Source organism: Mesocryomonas fontinalis, from assembly GCF_055730125.2.
Genome location: NZ_JBUZWG020000003.1, coordinates 416,868 through 435,509 on the forward strand (window position 1 = coordinate 416,868; position 18,642 = coordinate 435,509).

An 18,642-nucleotide genomic window follows, 5' to 3' on the forward strand; every position below is an offset into this window, starting at 1 on the left:
ATACAGTATCGGTCGAAGTCACTGCTTCCGCAGGAGACAAGATCGGGCCTGTGTATCGATATTTCGGCAGTGTTAGCGTCGGTCATGCCCACCAGGTCTTTCCCCAAAGGCAGCGCGATCTTGATATGAGGCTTATACGGACATGCTTCTGACGCCGCAGCAACCTGAAACCCCCTTGCCACGCGTCGATGCCCGCACGACGGCCGCCATCCTCGCCACCAGCGCCGATCTGACGCTTCTGGTACAGAGCGACGACACCGTCAGCAGCATCTCACACAGCCTGCGCGGGATAGGGCCGGCGACGGAGCGCTGGCAGGGCCGGCCGATCGGCGAGACGGTCAAGCGCGAGAGCCTTCCGGCACTGAAGGACATGCTGATGTCTGCGCGTCGGGGAAAGCCGTCCCGCCGGTTCGAGCTCGTCCACCCGCTGGATGGGGGCCGGGAGCTGACGATCCAGTACATGGCGGTTTGCGCGGGGGAGGATGGCGAACTGGTGCTCGTCGGCCGCGACCTCGGTCCCACCACCGAGCTGCAGGCGCGGCTGCTGGCCAGCCGCCAATCCCTTGAGGACAGCAGCAAGCGCCAGAGGCAAGCCGAAGCGCACTACCGCCTGCTGTTCGAAACGACGGCCGAGGCGATCCTGATCGTCGAGCCCGAGAGCGGCAAGATCCGCGAGGTCAATCCGCGGGCCGCTTCGATCCTCGGCCGCCCCGCCGGATCGGCACCGTCCCTCGCCGGCAAGAAGCTGGCTTCGCTGTTCGCCAAGACCCGCCAGAGCGACGTGCAAGCGCTGCTCTCCGGCCTTCTCGCCTCGGGAATGCCGGCCACGCTTTCTCTCGACCGATCGCCTGAGGATGCCGGGCTGACGCTCGCTGCAGAGCTGTTCCGTGCGGGAGACCTGAAGCTGGTGCTGATCCGGCTCTCCGCCGGCACCGCGCCCGCCGCCGCGGAGGACACCCACCTCGGCGATCTCGTTCGCCATGCCACCGAGGCCGTGCTCCTGGCCGATGGCGACGGCCGCATCGCCTGGGTCAACGAGGCGTTTCTCGCGCTGGCAAGCCTTGCCGTCGCGGCGCAGGCGATCGGCCGGCCGCTTGACGCGTTCTTCGAGTGGCAGGGCATCGAGCAGGAGGGTTTGCTGGCGAATGTGCGCACGCATGGACGGCTGCCGCTGTTCCAGGGCGTGGTTCGCGGCGCCAACGGCCAGACGACGGAGGTCGAGTTGTCCGCCGTCGCGCAGCGAAATGGCAAAGGCTTTGCCTTCGTCATGCGTGCCCGCGGATCGGACGACGCCCGCCCAAACCGCAGCGCCAACGACCTGACCCGGACGGCCGAGAACCTCGTCGAAATGATCGGCCGCGTGCCGATGAAGGACATGGTGCGCGACACGACCGACGTGATCGAGCGCATGTGCATCGAGGCGGCGCTGAAGCTCAGCCTCAACAACCGCGCCCTCACCGCGCGCGTGCTCGGGCTCAGCCGGCAGGCGCTCTATCTCAAGATGCGCCGCTTCGGCATCGACGACGGCGGCGAATAGCCCCTCGGATCGGGGGGGCCCCACCGGCCGATGCGCCTGCGAGACGGCCAAACCGCTCACGCGACGGCGCGCGCCATGGCGCATTGCGACCAGAGGTCCGACAGAGCCTCGAAGAGGTGGTCGATGTCCCCGTCGGAATGCAGCGGCGACGGCGTGATGCGCAGCCGCTCGGTCTGGCGCGGCACGGTCGGATAATTGATCGGCTGCAGATAGATCCCGTACTGGTCGAGCAGCGCGTCGCTGATCCACTTGCATTTGACGGGGTCGCCGACCATCACCGGGACGATATGGCTGGAATTGCGCATCGTCGGAATGCCCAGCCGGTCCATCCGGGCGCGCACCCGGGCAACCCTTTCCTGGTGCAAGGCGCGCTCGGCGCCGCTGGCCTTCAAATGCATCACCGAGGCCCGCGCCCCCGCGGCCACCGCCGGCGGCAGCGCCGTCGTGAAGATGAAGCCGGAAGCGAAGCTTCGGATGAAGTCGCACATCGCCGCCGACGCCGCGATATAGCCGCCGACCACGCCGAACGCCTTGCCGAGCGTCCCCTCGATAATCGTCAGCCGGTCCATCAGCCCTTCGCGCTCGGCAATCCCGCCGCCGCGCGGTCCGTAGAGGCCGACGGCGTGCACCTCGTCGAGATAGGTCATCGCCCCATGCTTCTCGGCGACCGCGCAGATCTCGGCGATCGGCGCGATGTCGCCATCCATCGAATAGACGGACTCGAACGCGACGACCTTTGGCACCCCCGGCCCGTATGCGGACAGCAGACGGTCGAGATCGGCGGGATCGTTGTGCCGCCACAGCCGCTTCTCGGCACGGGAATGGCGGATGCCCTCGATTATCGACGCATGGTTGCCCTCGTCGGAAAAGATCACGCAGCCGGGTATCCCGGCGCCGAGCGTCGAGAGCGTTGCGAAATTGGAGACATAGCCGGAGGTAAACAGAAGCGCCGCCTGTTTGCCGTGCAGGTCCGCCAGTTCCGCCTCCAGGAGGACGTGATAGCGGCTGGTGCCGGCAATGTTGCGGGTGCCGCCCGCGCCTGCCCCGCAGCGATCCAGCGCCTCGTGCATGGCGGCCATCACCTTGGGGTGCTGGCCCATGCCGAGATAGTCGTTGGAGCACCAGACGGTGACCGCGTTCGCTTCCCCGCCGGCGTGGCGCGTCGCTTGCGGAAACACGCCGGCCTGCCGTTCGAGCTCGGCAAACACCCGGTACCGTCCCTCGTGCCGCAAGCCGTCGAGCCGGCCCGCTACGAAACCCTCAAAGTCCATGCCGCTCTCCGTCTTGCTTGCGTCAGATTGCCGGCCGGGATTTCAGCCGCCCTAGTCCCGCCGGAGAGGCACCCTTGCGCCCTGCCGGCCGTCCCAAAGTTGCCCTACCGCGTTGTTCCGGCCCGTCCCTTACGGCCGCGCGACGTGGTCCTTGCGTTTTCTAGTCCGGATGAACGGGCCGCAGGCCCGCCGCCGCATAGGAGCGTGCCGGCTCATGGTGATGCGGCAGGACCGGGCTGACGGCAGCGAGCGGCGGCTCGGCGCGCGAACGCAGGCTCCAGTTCCACATCGCTTCGGCTGGCACCGGCAGCATCAGAAACCAGTGCTCGAGGATCGCCAGGGCCATCATCGTCGCCAGAAAGGTAAACGCTGCCTGGCGGAATGGATCGACCGCGATCGCCGCCTCGGTCGCCAGCACCGAGCAGAGGATCGTCGAAACGGTCACGGAGACCGGAAACAGGAGGTTCATCGGCCGGACCCGCAGGAAACTGCGGAGATAGGTGAGATGGGCCGGGAGGAACTGCGCATTGACGTTGCACACGCCGAGGAGGACGTTGAACCGCGCGCTCTCGTGCATCCACCAGAGGATCAGGAAGGTCCAGAGCCCCACCTCGTTCGCGCCGCCCCAGGTGAGCGCCGCGACCAGCGCGAAGGAGATAAGGATCGCCAGTTCGTGCCAGAGGCTGACCTGGACCGCGTGGCCGAAATGCCCCGCCCCCGCGCACCCCTCCTCGCAAGCATGCTGCCGCGGCCCGGTGACATAACCCATGTAGAAGCTGATCTCGTGCCAGGCCCAGCAGCCGAGCGCCGAGGCGAAGGCGAGATAGGCGCCGGTCACCGTCGCATCGTCGCCGCTTTCCCAGAGCCCGTAAAAGGAAAGGCCGAGGAGAAGCGTCGCCGCCAGCATGCTCCACTTGAAGGTGCGCGCCGGCAAGCCATCGAGGTAGAGGATCGCCCCGGTAGAGAACCACCAGACGAACAACGCGAAGAAGATCGGTGGCAGGAAGGCGGTCATCGCGGCGCCTACCACACCGGCTGCATGCGGCTGGTATCAGGCAAGGCATTGGCTTTCGGCCGGACGAGGTAGAGCCGCGCGAACACCCTGGCGGCGGCCAGGCCATAGCCAAGCTTGCGCAGGCGCGTGCCAAAACCACGCCGGTTTCCGAGCGCCCCGACCTTCTCGTTGATTACCCGCAGCCGCTCCAACCCCTTGCGGAAGACCGGATGCTCGATGTCGATGACCAGCGGAAACACCTGGCGGGAGATCTCGTTGGTGAGGTGGAAGACCTTGTAATCGTATTCCGTCGGGTCAAGCTGCAGCGCCCTGTGGAATTCCGGCCGCGCGTGGTCGCGCACGTACATCGTGGCGTAGATGGCGATCAGGAAGAACCGCACCCACAGCCGGTTCAGCCCTTCGAGATAGCCGGGGTTGGCCCGCATCAACAGCGCGAAGGCCTCGCCATGGCGGAACTCGTCGTTGCACCACTTGTCGAACCATTTGAAGATCGGGTGGAAGCGGAGTTCCGGGTGACGTTCCAGGTGGCGGAAGATGGTGATGTAGCGGGAATAGCCGATTTTCTCCGACAGATAGGTCGCGTAGAAGATGAATTTTGGCCGGAAGTACGTGTACTTCTTCGTCTTGGTCAGGAAGCCGAGGTTCACCCCGATGCCGAATTCCTTCAGCGCATCGTTGATGAAGCCCGCATGCCGCGCCTCGTCCCGGCTCATGTAGGAGAACAAGCGGACGATCTCCGGATTGGTGCCGCGCTTCTTCATCTCCTTGTAGAGCACGCAGCCAGAGAACTCGGCCGTGAGCGAGGAGACGAGGAAATCGGTGAATTCGTTGCGCAGGCCCTCGGGCAGCGCGGCGAAGTCGATCCTGTCCCAGTTCTCGTCGCGCCGGAAATGGCCGCGGTTGGGATCGCTCTCCATCTCGGCCAGCAATTCGTCCCACTCGCGCCGCACGCCCGAGACGTCCAGCGCGTCGAGCGCGGCAAAGTCGGTGGTGTAGAAACGTGGCGACAGCAACGTGCTTTCCAGCGCCATGCCGTCGGTATCGGGCGCGGTCAGCGACATCCGGTTGATGGTCATAGTTTCTCTCCCGAGGAAAAACTGAATTCCAGAAGCTCCATGAATTCGAAATCGCCGGTCATCTTCACCCAGAGACGCTCGGGCGCACTGGCCTTCGTCACCGTCGCCATGCGGTGCAGCGTGACGCTCTCGCCATAGGGAACCGCGATTTCCGTGCCGTGCACATGCACCGCGTCGCCGGGCCCGACATCGATGCCGTCGAGGTCGACATGTGCCCTGAGGCTTTCCCAGGTGTGGACGATTTCGATCGTGCAGGGCACGTCGACGGTCTCACGCCACAGCTTCCGGCCTGACGCCATTGTCGCCGTCTTCATGGCAATCTCCTCTTCTCCAAGAGTTCGGCAAACACCGCCGCGTTCGACGGACCGAAAGCGTTGAGCAGCATGGTTCGGCCGGTCAGCGGATCCTCCAGCCGGAGGGCGCCGTCGACCATCCGCGCCAGCAGGAACGGCTCCCGCTCGTCGAGGCCCTTGCGGATTCGCTCGGCGGCAAAGCTGCGCATGGTGACCCGGATGAAGCCGCCGACGCCCGGCAGGATGCGCGCCAGCTCGCTGCCGGTCGCCGCATCGAGTGCTGCAATGCTGCCATCGGGGAAATCATGGAAATGCAGCGAGACCGACTGCACCGCCAAGGCCGGATCGATCGGCGCATGGCGCGGGGCATGGCGCCCGAGAGCGACCAGCACCACCGCCGCAAGGATCAGGGCACCACAAAACATCGCCTGACGGCGCAAGGGATCGCGCGTGGGGAAGACCAGGCTCATCGCTCCCTCCTAGACTGCCATCTGGTGGCCGGCGGGAAGACCGTCGCCGGTGGGCGTGGCAGCTATATGCGTGGCACCTGCGGGCGTGGCGCCGCCGCGTCTGGCGGGTTTTGCGGAGGCCATCTGGGCCGCGGCATCCATACTCTCGAACAGCGACCGTGCCAGCAGGCGTGAGGGCGCCTCGACATCGGCGAGCGCCCGCAGCATGGGCTGCGGATGGTTGATCCGCCACGGGCGCACGTTCGGCCAGAGCGCGGCATAGGCGATCCGGTTCGGCCGAAGCACGTCGAGGGCGATACTGCCGCCTTGGCCGGGACCATGCTGGACGGCCGCCTCTCCGATCAGCGCGAGCGGAAGATTGAGCGTCACCGGCAGCGCCAGGCCGGAGCGGATGACCAGCCGCTTCGTCGTCAGTGTATAGATCGTGCCCCGCGCATAGAGAAAAGCCAGGCCAGACAGGATGGCCGTGGCGACCGCCGCCACCAGCCCCAGGCGCATCGTCTCGATCAACAGGGATGCCGCGGTGGCAGCCTCTCCCTCGGCCGTCGCCAGGCGGAAAGCCAGGAGAAGGGCGACATAGGCCCAGACCTTGCGCACGTGGAACGCCGTGAGCGCGAGCGTCCACGCGTCCGGAGACCCTTGCCACAGCATGGCCTCGCCCTCCGGCAATGGCTCCGGCAGCCCCGGGATCGGCTCGAAGGCGAAGTCGTCGTCTTCCGCGGCGCAGGTCACAGCAGCGGCTCCGAGCGAGCCGGTGTCGCATAGAGGTGCCCGCCGGCGAAGTAGGCGCAGATGCGGTCTTCCTCGAGGAAGGTGATGCTGTTCGGCGACTTGATCCGCGGCGCCTCCGCGAACTGATGGGCGAGGAGGGCTTTGACCTTGATGTGCCGCGGCCGGAACTTTGTAAGGTTCATCGGCACCAGCAGCGGTCCCGCTCCCGGCCCCGAGGCCGCCAGTTCGAGATAGCGGACGACGTGCTCCGAGCGGTCGACCCAGATGTCGGCGACGGTGCCCGCCACCTTGCCGTCGGCACCGACGACGGGCATGCCGCGTGGGTCCGGATCCCCGGCGGCGACGGTGTAATGCGGCTCGACGCGGCTGGGCACGATCTTGTTGCGGTTGTCATAGGTCTGGTCGGGTCGGTCCGCCCGTTCCGCCCAGGCCGCGGGACCGACCCCGTCGACCAGCGGATTGCCGGTCGGCACCATCGGGGCGCCGGGCCAGCGCCCGACGCGCCGTGCCGCGATCGGCCGAACATCGCGTTTCAGGTTCGGCGCGGTGAAGAGGTCGCCGTTGCGGACGCGGAAGGTCTTCGGCGCGGCCATCAGCAGGCCGACCGGCCCAACCCGGCCGGCGGGATCGCTTTCCAGCGGATAACCCTCCCGCCGGTCCTCCTTGCGCAGCCAGAACACCAGGGCGAAGAAGAAGCCCCAGAAGACGTAAAGCATGACCTGCGGCACATCGAGATAGGCCGTGAGCGCACCGTTCTGCATGGGTCCCTCCGTTGATCCCTAGACCGGCATTTCGGCGAGGCCGAAACCGCCATGGCGCTCTTCGTTCCGGGCGTAGCGGACGAGCGGTCCGATCACGATCAGCGTTGCGAAGAGCAAAACGATTTCAATCTGATAGACGATGCCATAGGCGACGCTCTGGTCGGCGAAGAGCGGACCGAGATGGCCGTTCGCCGACAGGTGCGAGACGAGATCGCGCACCGCGCCGCCGGTTCCCACGGCGAGCCCCATGGCGGTCGCCTGTACGGCGCCCCAGGCACCGAGGGCGATGCCGTTCTCGGCGCCGCTGCCGGCGGCAAGTTCCATCACCGCCGTCAGCATGCCCACGCCATAGAGGCCGCCGCCGAAGCCGATCAGCACCGTGCCGAGCCGGAAGGTCGCGACCGATTCCAGCGGGCCCGAGAACAGAATGCAGGCGAAGGCCGGAATGCCGATCAGCACGCCGATCGCGGCCAGCCGGCAGGCGTCGAAGCCGGCGCCCAGCGCCTTGGCGGAGAGGCCGAGACCGACGATCGTCCCCCAGGCGAGAAGGGCCGTGAGCGCGGTCGTCGCACCGACGCCGAGATGCAGCACCTGGCCGCCATAGGGCTCGAGCAGCACGTCCTGCATGGCAAAGCCGGCGGTGCCGAGACCGGCGGCAACCAGCAGCCGCCGGGTGCGCGCGATGCCGGAAAACAGCGTCCACGCCTCGCGAAAGCTCGGCCGCTGCCGATCGGGCGCGGTGCGGGCGGTATTGCGGCCTTCCTGCTTCCACAGCGCCACAAGGTTCAGCGCCATGGTCGCGACCGCCGCCCCCTGGATGACCTGGATGAGCCGGAGATGGCTGAAGTTGGAAAGGATCTCGGAGAAGACCAGCGCGCTGACCAGCATGCCGACGAGCAGCATGAGGTAGAGGAGAGCCACCACGCGCGGACGGGTTTCCGGCGGCGCCAGATCGCAGGCGAGCGCCAGGCCGGCGGTCTGCATGGTGTGGAGGCCCGCCCCGACCAGCAGGAAGGCGACAGCCGCCCCCGCCTCGCCGGCATACGGCACGTGCAGCTGCCCCTCCCCGGTCAGCACCAGCAGCGCGAAGGGCATGATCGCGAAGCCGCCGAACTGCAGCATGGTTCCGAACCAGATGAACGGCACCCGCCGCCAGCCGAGAAACGAGCGATAGGTGTCGGACCGGTGGCCGATCAGCGCCCGGGCCGGCGCGAACACGATCGGCAGCGCGATCATCAGCGAGACGACCGAGGCCGGCACACCGAGTTCGACGATCATCACCCGGTTAAGGGTTCCCGTTAGCAGCACCATGGCCATGCCGGCCGAGACCTGGAACAGCGACAGCCGGACCAGGCGGCCAAGCGGCAGTTCGGCACTGGCCGCGTCGGCGAACGGCAGAAACCGGATGCCGATCTTGCGCCACCCCGCCGAAAGACTGGGCCACGCCGCCGAAAGGCTGGTCAGGCGCCCGGTCATCGCGACAGCTCCAGGGACTGCGACGTGTAGAAGCCATGCGAGATCCGCTGCGACGAGACGATCGTCCAGCCTTCGAGCGCCGGCATGCTGCCGAGCCTCTGCCGCAACGCTTCCGGCCGAACTGGAACGATGGCCGGCGCCTTGTTGGCGCGGGGAAACAGCGTGCCGACGGCGTGCATCGCCGCGAGCGCCGGGGTGCGCGGCGCGAAGGTGACGACGAGCCGGCGCCGTGTCCGCGCCGCCAGAGCGGCGATGGCGATCGCGGCGTCCTCCTCTTGGTAGTGGATCAGCGAGTCCATCGCCATCACGGCGTCGAATTCGCCATGCTCGGGCGAAAGCATGTCGCCGGCGACAAACCGCACGCGGCCAGCGCCGAGCTCGGCCGGCAAGGTCTCTCCGGCAAATCGGATGAGCTCGGGCGAGAGGTCGACGCCCAGCACATCGGCACCGCGACCGGCCAGCGCCGCCGACATCGCGCCGGCGCCGCAACCGGCATCGAGGATGCGCCAGCCCGTCAGATCGGACGGCAGCGCCTCGAGCATCTGCGTCCGCATCCGCGCGCGTCCTTCCCGCACCGTCGCGCGGATCCGGCCGAGCGGGGCGCCGGTGGCAAACCGCTTCCAGGCATCGAGCGCGGTGCGGTCGAAATAGGTCTGGATTTCGCCGCGGCGGCGTTCGTACGTGGTCTCCATCAGTCGAACCCCAGGAAATCGAAGATCTCGCGGTCCTTCATCGGCTGCGCGTCGAGTTCCTCGGTGCCGCTCCAAAGGTGTTCCGCCAGCTGCATGTATTCGGCGCAGACAGCGGCGACTTCCGGCGTCGCCTCCATCTCGAACAGCGTTGATTTCTTCAAGCGGCTGCGGCGGACGGCGTCGACGTCGCCGAAATGCGCCAGCCGCTTCAGGCCGATCGCCGCGTTGTAGCGGTCGATCTGGTCGGTCTCGCGCGAGCGGTTGGCGATGACGCCGGCGAGCCGCACACTGTAGTTCTTCGATTTGGCGCGGATTGCCGCGACGATGCGGTTCATCGCGAAGATCGAGTCGAAGTCGTTGGCGGCCACCACCAGCGCCCGCTCGGCATGCTGCAGCGGCGCGGCGAACCCGCCGCAGACGACGTCGCCGAGGACGTCGAAGATGACGACGTCGGTATCCTCGAGGAGGTGATGCTCCTTCAGGAGCTTTACCGTCTGGCCGACGACGTAGCCGCCGCAGCCCGTGCCGGCCGGCGGCCCGCCCGCCTCGACGCAGCGCACGCCGTTATAGCCCTCGAACACGAAATCCTCGGCGCGCAGCTCCTCGGTGTGGAAGTCGACGCCCTCGAGAATGTCGATCACCGTCGGGATCAGCGACTTGGTGAGGGTGAAGGTGCTGTCGTGCTTGGGGTCGCAGCCGATCTGCAGCACCCGTTTGCCGAGCTTGGAGAAGGCGACCGAGAGGTTGGACGACGTCGTCGACTTGCCGATGCCGCCCTTGCCGTAGATCGCGAAAACCTTCGCGGCACCGATCTCGACGGACGGGTCGAGCATCACCTGGACGCTGCCCTCCCCGTCCAGATGTTCTGCGGCAATGGCTGCGTCGCGGGCGACGCGGGGATGGGTGAAAACGTTCATGCGGCGACCCCTATGCCTTCGACCCGGTCTTCGAGTTCCTCCCCGGCGAGGCGCAGCGCCTCCAGCATGGCGGGGTCGGGCGTCCAGTAATGGCGCTCGTGCGCCTCGATCAGCCGGTTCGCCATTTTCGCCGAGGCCGTCGGGTTGAGGGCGGACAGTCGCTCCCGCATCGCCGGATCGAGCACGAAGGTCTCGGTCAGCTGGCGGTAGACCCACGGCTGCACCGCGCCGGTCGTGGCCGACCAGCCCATGGTGTTGCGCACGTGCTCCTCGATCTGCCGCACACCCTCATAGCCGTGGCCGAGCATGCCCTCGTACCATTTCGGGTTGAGCATGCGGGTGCGCGTCTCGATCGCCACCTGCTCCGACAGCGAGCGCACGACGCCCTCGCCGCGGGTCTGATCGCCGATATAGACCGGCGCCGCCTCGCCCTTGGCGCGCCGCACCAGCCGGCTGATGCCGCCGAGCGTATCAAAGTAGTGGTCGACGGTGGTGACCCCGAGCTCGACCGAATCGAGGTTCTGATAGGCAAGGTCGACGCCGGCCAGAACGCTGTTCAAAAGCTGGCCCTGCTGCGAGGCGGTGCCCGTTCGTCCGTAGGCGAAGCCCTTGCGGCGCGAATAGGTCTCGGCCAGCTCGTCCTCGTCGTCCCAGCCGCCGTTCTCGATGAGGTGGTTGACGTTGGAGCCGTAGGCGCCCTCGGCATTGCCGAAGACCCGCAGCGCCGCGGTCTCGAGATCGCAGCCCGTTTCAGCCATGTGGGCGAGCGCATGGCGGCGGATGAAGTTCATCTCCTCCGGCTCGTCGGCCCCGGCCGCCATGTAGGCCGCCTCGGCGAGAAGCTTGATCTGCAGCGGCAGGAGGTCGCGGAAAATGCCGGACAGGGTGGCGATGACGTCGATGCGCGGCCGGCCAAGCTCCAGGAGCGGCACCAGCGTCGCGCCGGCGATACGGCCGTAGCTGTCGAACCGCGGCCGGGCGCCGATCAACGCCAGCGCTTGGGCGATCGGGCCGCCCTCGCTCTTCAGGTTGTCAGTGCCCCACAGCACCACGGCGACCGTTTCCGGCAGCACGCCGCTGTCCTCGACGTGCCGGTCAAGCAGCCGCTGCGCCTGCCGCGCGCCGTCGGCCATGGCGAAGGCGCTGGGGATGCGGAAGGGATCGAAGCCGTGGAGGTTGCGCCCGGTCGGCAGGATCGACGGCGTGCGCAGGACGTCGCCGCCGGTGACCGGGCGGATGAAGCCGCCGTCGAGGGCGTGCAGCAGCGCCGGGATCTCATGGTCGACGGCGAGCAGCCTGTCGGTCGCCGCGAGGGCGCGCAGCGCCGTCAGCAGCGCCTCGTCCTCGGTCCGGCCGGCCTGGCCAAGCGCTGCTTCCGGCGTCGCCCCGGCGACGATCGCGTCGGCGATCGACCGTTCCAGCACCAGGCCATGGCCGGCATCGGCGGCCGCCAGCATCATCTCCGCCCTTTCGGCCGCGGAGGAGGCCGTGCCGACGACATGCAGGCCGTGCGGGATCAACGTGTATTCGAGATCGAGGACGGCCCGGCCGAGCCGCTGCACCCGCTCCTCCGCCGCATCGGCAAAGGCCGGTTCCGCCTCGACAAGGTCGAGCGCGGCCGCCTGCGCCTGGATCAGGACGACGAGGTCCGCGCGCTCGTGCACCGCGTCCGGCGCAACGCTCCGCCAACGCTCCAGCGACGCCTTGAGATCGACGAGACCACGATAGAGCCCGGCATGGGCGATCGGCGGCGTCAGGTAGCTGATGAGCGTCGCCCCCGCGCGCCGCTTGGCGATCGCGCCCTCGGAAGGGTTGTTGGCGGCGTAGAGGTAGAGGTTCGGCAGGTCGCCGATCAGCCGGTCCGGCCAGTCGCGGGCGGAAAGCCCGGACTGCTTGCCCGGCATGAACTCCAGCGCCCCGTGGGTGCCGAAATGCAGCACGGCATGAGCCGCGAAGTCCTCGCGAAGATAGCGGTAGAAGGCCGAGAAGGCGTGCGTCGGCGCAAACCCCTTCTCGAACAGCAGCCGCATCGGATCGCCCTCGTAGCCGAAGGCCGGCTGGATGCCGACGAAGACATTGCCGAACTCGGCGCCGAGCACGAAGATCGAGGACCCGTCGCTCTGCTGGCGCCCCGGCGCCGGCCCCCATTGCGCCTCGATCTCGGGCAGCCAGCGCTCGCGCCGGACATGCGTGTCGACCGGCATGCGCAGGTGGACGTTGGCCGGGGCTCCGAAACGTTCGCGGTTGCCGTCGACGATCTTGATGCGCAGCGCATCGACGCTCGCCGGCACCTCGACCGAATAGCCGGCGCGCCGCATGGCCGTCAGCGTGGCGTGCAGCGAGGCGAAAACCGAGAGATAGGCGGCGGTCCCGGCATTGCCGGCATTCGGTGGGAAGTTGAAGAGAACGATCGCGATACGGCGGTTCGCCCGCTCCGTCCGCCGGAGCGCGACGAGCTTCTCGATCCGCGCCGCCAGCATCTCCGCACGCTCGGGACAGGCATGCATGTCGCGGCTGGCTTCGCCTGGCTGGAACCGGCAGCCGCGCTGGCAGCCGGTGCAGGGCCGGCCCGCGTGATCCGAGCGGCCGCCGAAGACGATCGGCCCGGTGGCCCCGTCGAGCTCGGGGATCGCCACCATGATCGTGGACTCCACCGGCATCAGCCCACGCTCGGAAGCGCCCCATTGCTCCAGCGTCTGCAGTTCCGCCGGATGGGCGGCGAGGTAGGGGACGTCGAGGCGCGCCAGCACGTCCTCCGCCGCCCGGGCATCGTTGTAGGCGGGCCCTCCCACCAGCGAGAAACCGGTGAGCGAGACCAGCGCATCGATCGCCGGGCGGCCGTCCTTGAGAAAGAACGCCTCGATCGCCGGCCGCGCATCGAGACCGCTGGAGAAGGCCGAGATGACGGAAAGGCCCCGCGCCTCGAGCGCCCGGATCACGCCATCATAGTGATCCGCATTGCCGGCCAGCATGTAGGAGCGCAGGCCGAGGATCCCGACCGTACCCTTGCGCCCCTCCGCCGGCAGCGCTTCCGCCCGGGCTGCGATCCGGCCGGGCATGCGGGGATGGTAGACGCCGACCTCGGGATAGGTCACCGGCGCCCCGACGGCGAGCGCGCCGCGCAGCGCCAGGCGCGGGCCTGCGGCGTAGCGATCCACCAGCGCGCGGACGAGATTGGCCATGTTCTCGTCGGAGCCGGCGAGCCAGTATTGCAGCGTCAGGAAATAGGCCCGCACGTCCTGCGCGGTGCCGGGAATGAAGCGCAGGATCTGCGGGATGCGCTTCAGCATCCTCATCTGCTTGGCGCCGGCGCTGGCGGTCCGATCCTTGCCGCTGCCCTTCAGGCGCTTCAGGAAGGACAGCGCCCCGCCCTGGGCGGAATCCATGCGGAACCGCCCGAGCCGGGTCAGCCGCATCACCGGCCCGTCGGACATGATGCTGACGATCGCGTCGCAGTCGGCGGCGCGCGCCGTAAGGTCGGGCAGGATGTCGGCGTAATGCGCTTCCATGAACAGCATGGCGCAGAGGATCACGTCGGCGCGGGCGATGTCGGCCCGGCAGCGCGCCAGCGCCGTCGCGTCGCCGGCCCATTCCGTCGCCGCATGCAGCGAGAGGGAAAGCCCCGGAATCTCCCGCACAAGTTCGGACCGCGCCCGATCGGTGGCGCTGGCGAGGTGCGTGTCCATCGTCACGACGACGACACGCAGCGGGGTCGCCTCAGCGACTGTAGTAAGCCTTCGCATCGTACAAAGCCTCGACGGTGATGGTCGCCAGTCCCTTCTCGGCGGCAAAGCGCTCGGTATTGCGCCGTGCCTTCCCCCGGACGAAGAAGGGGACCTTCCTCAATTCCTGCTCGGCCTCGTCGGCCCACAGCTGCGGTTCGTCCGGACGTGGACGCGATGGGGCGGCGATCGCATCGCCCGCAGACGGCACAGGGTTGTCCGTCGCCGGCAGGTGCGAGGGAGCGGCGCTGTCGTTGAACTCGAAATCCTCGCGGAACATCTGCAGGAGATGCTCCTCCAGCCCCATCATCAGCGGGTGGACGAAGGCGTCGAAGATGACGTTGGCGCCCTCCTCCCCCATCTGCGGGGAGTAGCGGGCGGGAAAGTCCTGCACGTGCACCGGCGCCGAGATCACCGCGCAGGGAATTCTCAGCCGCTTGGCGACATGGCGTTCCATCTGCGTGCCCAGCACCAGTTCCGGCTGGGCGGCGACGATCGCATCCTCGACAGCCAGATGGTCGTCGGTCACTAGCGCCTCGAGGCCATGGCTTGCCGCGGCGGCACGCACCTCCCGCGCGAACTCGCGCGAGTAGCTGCCGAGACCGCAGACGGTGAAGCCGAGTTCGTCGGCGGCAATGCGCGCGGCGGCGATCGCGTGCGTCGCGTCGCCGAAGATGAACACCCGCTTGCCGGTGAGATAAGTCGAATCCACCGATCGGCTGTACCAGGGCAAGCGCGAGACCGGCGCCGGTCGCGCCGACGCATCGAGCCCCGCGGCGTCGGCGACGGCGTTGAGAAAATCCTCGGTGGCGAGCGTCCCGATCGGCGGCAGCGTCACCGCCCGCTGGCCGTGCGCGCGCTCCAGCCAGCCGGCAGCGACCGAGGCGATCTCTGGATAAAGGACGATGTTGAAGTCCGCCGCGGGCAGCCGGGCGAGATCACCGACGCTGGCGCCCTGCGGCGCGACGACGTTGACGGCGATCCCCATGCGCTCGACCAGCCTGCGCACCTCGACGATGTCGTCGCGGTGCCGGAAGCCGAGCGCCGTCGGACCGAGGATGTTGCAGACGCGGCCGGGCGGCCGTGGCGCGACCGGGCCGACCGGGGCCGGCGCAAAGTTCCGGACCAGGCGGTAGAAGGTCTCGGAGGCGCCCCAGTTCTCCTTCTTCTGGTAGGACGGCAGTTCCAGGGCGATCACCGGAATGTCCAGCGCCAGCGCCGCGGCAAGGCCTCCGGGATTATCCTGGATCAGTTCGGCCGTGCAGGAGGCACCGACCAGAACGACGTCGGGCCGGAACCGCTCGACCGCCTCGCGGCAGCAGGTCTTGAAGATCTCGGCCGTGTCGCTGCCGAGATCGCGGGCCTGGAAGGTGGTGTAGGTCACCGGCGGCCGGGTGTCCCGCCGCTCGATCATGGTGAACAGCAGGTCGGCGTAGGTATCGCCCTGCGGCGCGTGCAGCACGTAGTGCACGCCGCGCATCGAGGCGGCGATCCGCATCGCGCCGACATGGGGAGGTCCTTCATAGGTCCAGACGGTGAGCTGCATCAGACCCTCACCTTCAGACGTTCACGCCGGGCGAACGGCCGGCAGAACAGCTCCGCGAGTTCTCCGGCCTGCTCGTAGCCCTGGATCGGGGTGAAGCTGAGCTCGATCGACCACTTCGTCGTGAAACCCTCGGCCTCCAGCGGGTTGGCGAGACCGAGGCCGCAGACGACGAGATCCGGCCGTGCCGCGCGGCAGCGCTCTAGTTGCCGGTCGACATCCTGCCCCTCGCTGACGAACACGTTCGCGGGCAGCAGCGCGAACTCGGCGGCCAGATGCCGGCGGTGCAGGAAGGGCGTGCCGATCTCGACGATCTCGCAGCCGAGCTCGCGGTGGAGAAACCGCGCCAGGGCCGGTTCGGCTTGCGAGTCCGGAAAGAAGAACAGGCGCTTGCCTTCAAGAACCGTCCGATGGCGCGACACCGCCTGCGCGGCCCGTTCGCGGCCGGGTCCGGTAATCGCCTCGAAGCGGCCGGGATCGACACCGAAGGCATCGGCGGCCGCACGCAGCCAGGCGGTGGTGCCTTCCCCGCCGAGCGGGAATGGCGCCGGCAGCAGCCGTGCACCGCGCGCTTCCAGCGCAAGCGCGGCCGCGCCAAGGAAAGGCTGCGCCAGAAGGAGCCGGGTTTCGGGGCCGATCGGCGGCAAGGTGGTGGACGAGCGCGATGGCAGGAAGGCGACGGGCCCGATCCCCAAAGCGTCGAAGATGCGGCGGAACTGGTCCTCGACGACGTCGGCGAGCGCCCCCGCGACCAGCAGCGACGGCCGTGCACCAGCGGACTCGGCCGGGAGATCCCGAGCCAGGGCCGCCAGAAAATTGTCCTCGCCTTGCGTGAAGGTCGTCTCGATGCCGCTGCCGGAATAGTTGAGGAAACGGACCGCCGGCCCGTGCAGTTTGCTGAGCCGCTCGGCCGCCTTGGCGAGATCCAGCTTGATCACCTCGGACGGACAGGAGCCGACGAGGACGAGCATCCTGATTTCAGGCCGGCGCGCCAGTAAGCGGGCGACCACCGTATCGAGCTCGGCATGCATGTCGGCCATGCCCGCGAGATCCCGCTCTTCGATGATGGCGGTGGCGAAGCGCGGTTCGGCAAAGATCATCACCCCGGCGGCCGACTGCAGCAGGTGGGCACAGGTGCGCGAGCCGACCACCAGGAAGAAGGCATCCTGCATCTTGCGGTGCAGCCACATGATCGAGGTCAGCCCGCAGAACACCTCGTGCTGACCGCGCTCGCGCCGCGGCCTGACCGGCACCAAGCCGGCCGGCGCGACGCCCGAGGCGACGCCGTCGACGCTCACAGCGCCGGCTCCAGCTCGGAGATGGCGGGGAAAGCCGCCGACAGCCGAGCCGCCCTCAGCTTCAGGACGAACTGCGCCGCATTGACCGCGTAGCTGGCATAGCAGCAGAGCGCGAGCAGCATCAGCGGACGGTGCCCCAGCCAGCCGCCGAACCAGGCGACGAGGTAGGCGGTGTGGAGGGCCAGGACCAGCATGCTGACCATGTCCTCCCAGTAGAAAGCCTTGGCGAACAGATAGCGGCCGAAGACCTCCTTCTCCCAGATCGAGCCGGTGATCATGATGGCGTAGAGCACGATGGTCTTGAGGACGACCGAGGACGCCGCGAGCGCCAGACCCTCGCCGGTCGCGAGGTACCGGATGATCAGCCCGACGCTGACAAGGCAGACGAGGAATTGCAGCGGCGCAAGACCCCCCTGGACGAGCGTCCAGCGCGACGCATCGCGGCGCTGCCGCTGCTCTGGCGTGTAAAGAGGTTTGAACGGTCTTGCCGGCCTTGGCAGCCCGATACGCCCATGCTGCGCCCGCAGAGGCCTGGCGTGTTGCTGGAAGTCGCGTCGGGGCGTCTGGCTGTGCAACGTCATCGTCAACCACCTCCCCCATCCGCACCACTTCCACCTGCATTGCTCAGAGCCTATCGTCGCCAAAATGTTATTGTCAATCAAAAATGACGTAAAACAATATTTACACTTTTGAGTGCTGACAGGCTGGCGTCGCGGTCGCGTGCATCGTATGAATCTTCAGATCGGCGGACCCTTGGAGAGGGGAGCCGGCACTGCGGAAATCCTTTCGGGGGTTTCGGCATGCGAGACGGTAGTCGGGACGACAGTTGGGACAACAGTCGCGATATTGGGACGGGCAAAAGGTCGGGGAGACGCCAGGCATGGGGTACGCGACGAGGATTTCGGCGGAAGCTTCCGGCCAGCCGGGAGACGATCCGCATCGACCGCGGCGTCGACTGAGCATCGGAAGCGATGGTCCGGCGACCGTGCCCCGCCGCCCCGAGCCGTACGCCACGGGAAGCAGCAAAGCTGGACCGGACCGAGCGGTCCCGTCTTCCGAGGCATGGGCGCCGGCAAGCGCCGGGATGGAGAGCCTCGCTGCGGAAGGCCTGGACACGCGCAGCGCCTTGGATCCCCCGCGAACCCCGATTTCGCTCGAGCGCCTCCGGTCGCAGGACCCTCGGCGCATCGCAGATCTCGTCCAGGCCCTCTATCGCGCCGAGGACGAGACCTGCCACCGGCTCCTGGCGTGGGCGGCCGGCGACAGTGGCAGCCCCCAGGATCTCGCGCGCATGCTCCTTGGCCCCGCCGCCCGCCTGACGGGCGAGCACTGGGCGGCGGACCTGACGGACTTTCTGCGGGTGACCATGGCGGTATCGAAGCTGACCTGCCTTTTCCGCGAGGCGTGCCTCTCGGCGCCGCCCTCCGGCCGCTATGATCCCCAGCGGCGGATGCTTCTCGCCTCAGCCCCCGGCAACCAGCACGGCTTCGGCCTTTGCGTGGCGGAGGACGCCTTCCGCCGTGACGGCTGGCTGGTGGAGAGCGGCAACACCCCGTCCGATGTGCTGGACCTTACGGCCCGTCACCCCTACCGGATCGTCGGCATCTCTATCGGCACAGAGCACGATCTTGCAGGCCTAAGGAGCTTCGTCACGGCCCTGAAGCAGCGCTCGCGCAACCCCTCGGTCGCGCTGATGGCCGGCGGATCCCTCGCCGCCAGCCATCCCGCCGCAATCTTCGCCGCAGGCTTCGATCTCGTCCCCGCCGATATCGCCATGGCAACCCGGCAGGCCGCCGCGATCGCGGTCGGGCGCGCCCTGTTGCCTTGCTAGCGAAAGGA

The 18,642-nt window shown here is 68.0% G+C and carries 16 protein-coding genes; 2 read left to right on the top strand and 14 right to left on the bottom strand.

Features of this window, described 5'->3' with window-relative positions; all coding sequences use genetic code 11:
* Positions 1–175 precede the first annotated feature (175 nt).
* Positions 176–1,537 carry a transcriptional regulator PpsR gene (gene ppsR / locus ACZL02_RS10005; protein WP_472937178.1) on the top strand — a complete coding sequence of 454 codons (1,362 nt, stop codon included), beginning with the start codon at positions 176–178 and terminating at the stop codon, positions 1,535–1,537.
* Between the two features lie 56 nt (positions 1,538–1,593).
* On the opposite strand, the gene hemA is transcribed toward ppsR, so the two are convergent.
* The 14 genes from hemA to bchF all read right to left on the bottom strand — a co-directional run bounded on the left by hemA (position 1,594) and on the right by bchF (position 17,384).
* Positions 1,594–2,808 (bottom strand): 5-aminolevulinate synthase, encoded by a 1,215-nt coding sequence (gene hemA / locus ACZL02_RS10010; protein WP_472937177.1) that lies wholly within the window; start codon positions 2,806–2,808, stop codon positions 1,594–1,596.
* Positions 2,809–2,968: 160 nt separating this feature from the next.
* Positions 2,969–3,823: a putative photosynthetic complex assembly protein PuhE gene (puhE, locus tag ACZL02_RS10015; RefSeq protein ID WP_472937176.1), complete on the bottom strand. Its 855-nt coding sequence runs from the start codon at positions 3,821–3,823 to the stop codon at positions 2,969–2,971.
* A gap of 8 nt (positions 3,824–3,831) precedes the next feature.
* The gene (acsF, locus tag ACZL02_RS10020) at positions 3,832–4,899 is read right to left on the bottom strand and encodes a magnesium-protoporphyrin IX monomethyl ester (oxidative) cyclase (protein WP_472937175.1); all 1,068 of its coding nucleotides are present in this window, start codon (positions 4,897–4,899) and stop codon (positions 3,832–3,834) included.
* On the bottom strand, positions 4,896–5,213 hold the full coding sequence (locus ACZL02_RS10025; RefSeq protein WP_472937174.1) for an O2-dependent cyclase accessory protein: 318 nt from the start codon (positions 5,211–5,213) through the stop codon (positions 4,896–4,898). The genes acsF and ACZL02_RS10025 overlap by 4 nt, the downstream gene beginning before the upstream one ends.
* Entirely contained in the window at positions 5,210–5,662 is a 453-nt protein-coding gene (puhC, locus tag ACZL02_RS10030; RefSeq protein WP_472937173.1) for a photosynthetic complex assembly protein PuhC, read from the bottom strand. Before puhC ends, ACZL02_RS10025 begins: the two co-directional genes overlap by 4 nt.
* Positions 5,663–5,671: 9 nt before the next feature.
* The gene (puhB, locus tag ACZL02_RS10035) at positions 5,672–6,394 is read right to left on the bottom strand and encodes a photosynthetic complex putative assembly protein PuhB (protein WP_472937172.1); all 723 of its coding nucleotides are present in this window, start codon (positions 6,392–6,394) and stop codon (positions 5,672–5,674) included.
* Positions 6,391–7,155, bottom strand: a complete 765-nt coding sequence (gene puhA, locus ACZL02_RS10040) for a photosynthetic reaction center subunit H (RefSeq protein ID WP_472937171.1) — start codon at positions 7,153–7,155, stop codon at positions 6,391–6,393. The genes puhB and puhA overlap by 4 nt, the downstream gene beginning before the upstream one ends.
* 18 nt (positions 7,156–7,173) lie before the next feature.
* Entirely contained in the window at positions 7,174–8,631 is a 1,458-nt protein-coding gene (locus tag ACZL02_RS10045) for a BCD family MFS transporter (protein ID WP_472937170.1), read from the bottom strand.
* Entirely contained in the window at positions 8,628–9,323 is a 696-nt protein-coding gene (bchM, locus tag ACZL02_RS10050; protein WP_472937169.1) for a magnesium protoporphyrin IX methyltransferase, read from the bottom strand. The genes ACZL02_RS10045 and bchM overlap by 4 nt, the downstream gene beginning before the upstream one ends.
* Entirely contained in the window at positions 9,323–10,240 is a 918-nt protein-coding gene (gene bchL, locus ACZL02_RS10055) for a ferredoxin:protochlorophyllide reductase (ATP-dependent) iron-sulfur ATP-binding protein (protein ID WP_472937168.1), read from the bottom strand. The genes bchM and bchL overlap by 1 nt, the downstream gene beginning before the upstream one ends.
* The gene (locus ACZL02_RS10060) at positions 10,237–13,983 is read right to left on the bottom strand and encodes a magnesium chelatase subunit H (RefSeq protein WP_472937166.1); all 3,747 of its coding nucleotides are present in this window, start codon (positions 13,981–13,983) and stop codon (positions 10,237–10,239) included. Before ACZL02_RS10060 ends, bchL begins: the two co-directional genes overlap by 4 nt.
* Positions 13,958–15,508, bottom strand: coding sequence for a ferredoxin:protochlorophyllide reductase (ATP-dependent) subunit B (bchB, locus tag ACZL02_RS10065; RefSeq protein WP_472937165.1), 1,551 nt, complete (start codon positions 15,506–15,508; stop codon positions 13,958–13,960). Before bchB ends, ACZL02_RS10060 begins: the two co-directional genes overlap by 26 nt.
* Entirely contained in the window at positions 15,508–16,761 is a 1,254-nt protein-coding gene (locus tag ACZL02_RS10070; protein WP_472938112.1) for a ferredoxin:protochlorophyllide reductase (ATP-dependent) subunit N, read from the bottom strand. Before ACZL02_RS10070 ends, bchB begins: the two co-directional genes overlap by 1 nt.
* Before the next feature lie 38 nt (positions 16,762–16,799).
* Positions 16,800–17,384 carry a 2-vinyl bacteriochlorophyllide hydratase gene (bchF, locus tag ACZL02_RS10075; RefSeq protein ID WP_472937164.1) on the bottom strand — a complete coding sequence of 195 codons (585 nt, stop codon included), beginning with the start codon at positions 17,382–17,384 and terminating at the stop codon, positions 16,800–16,802.
* Between the two features lie 503 nt (positions 17,385–17,887).
* Between bchF and ACZL02_RS10080 the strand changes: the two genes are divergently transcribed.
* Positions 17,888–18,634: a cobalamin-dependent protein gene (locus ACZL02_RS10080; RefSeq protein ID WP_496258423.1), complete on the top strand. Its 747-nt coding sequence runs from the start codon at positions 17,888–17,890 to the stop codon at positions 18,632–18,634.
* Positions 18,635–18,642 lie beyond the last annotated feature (8 nt).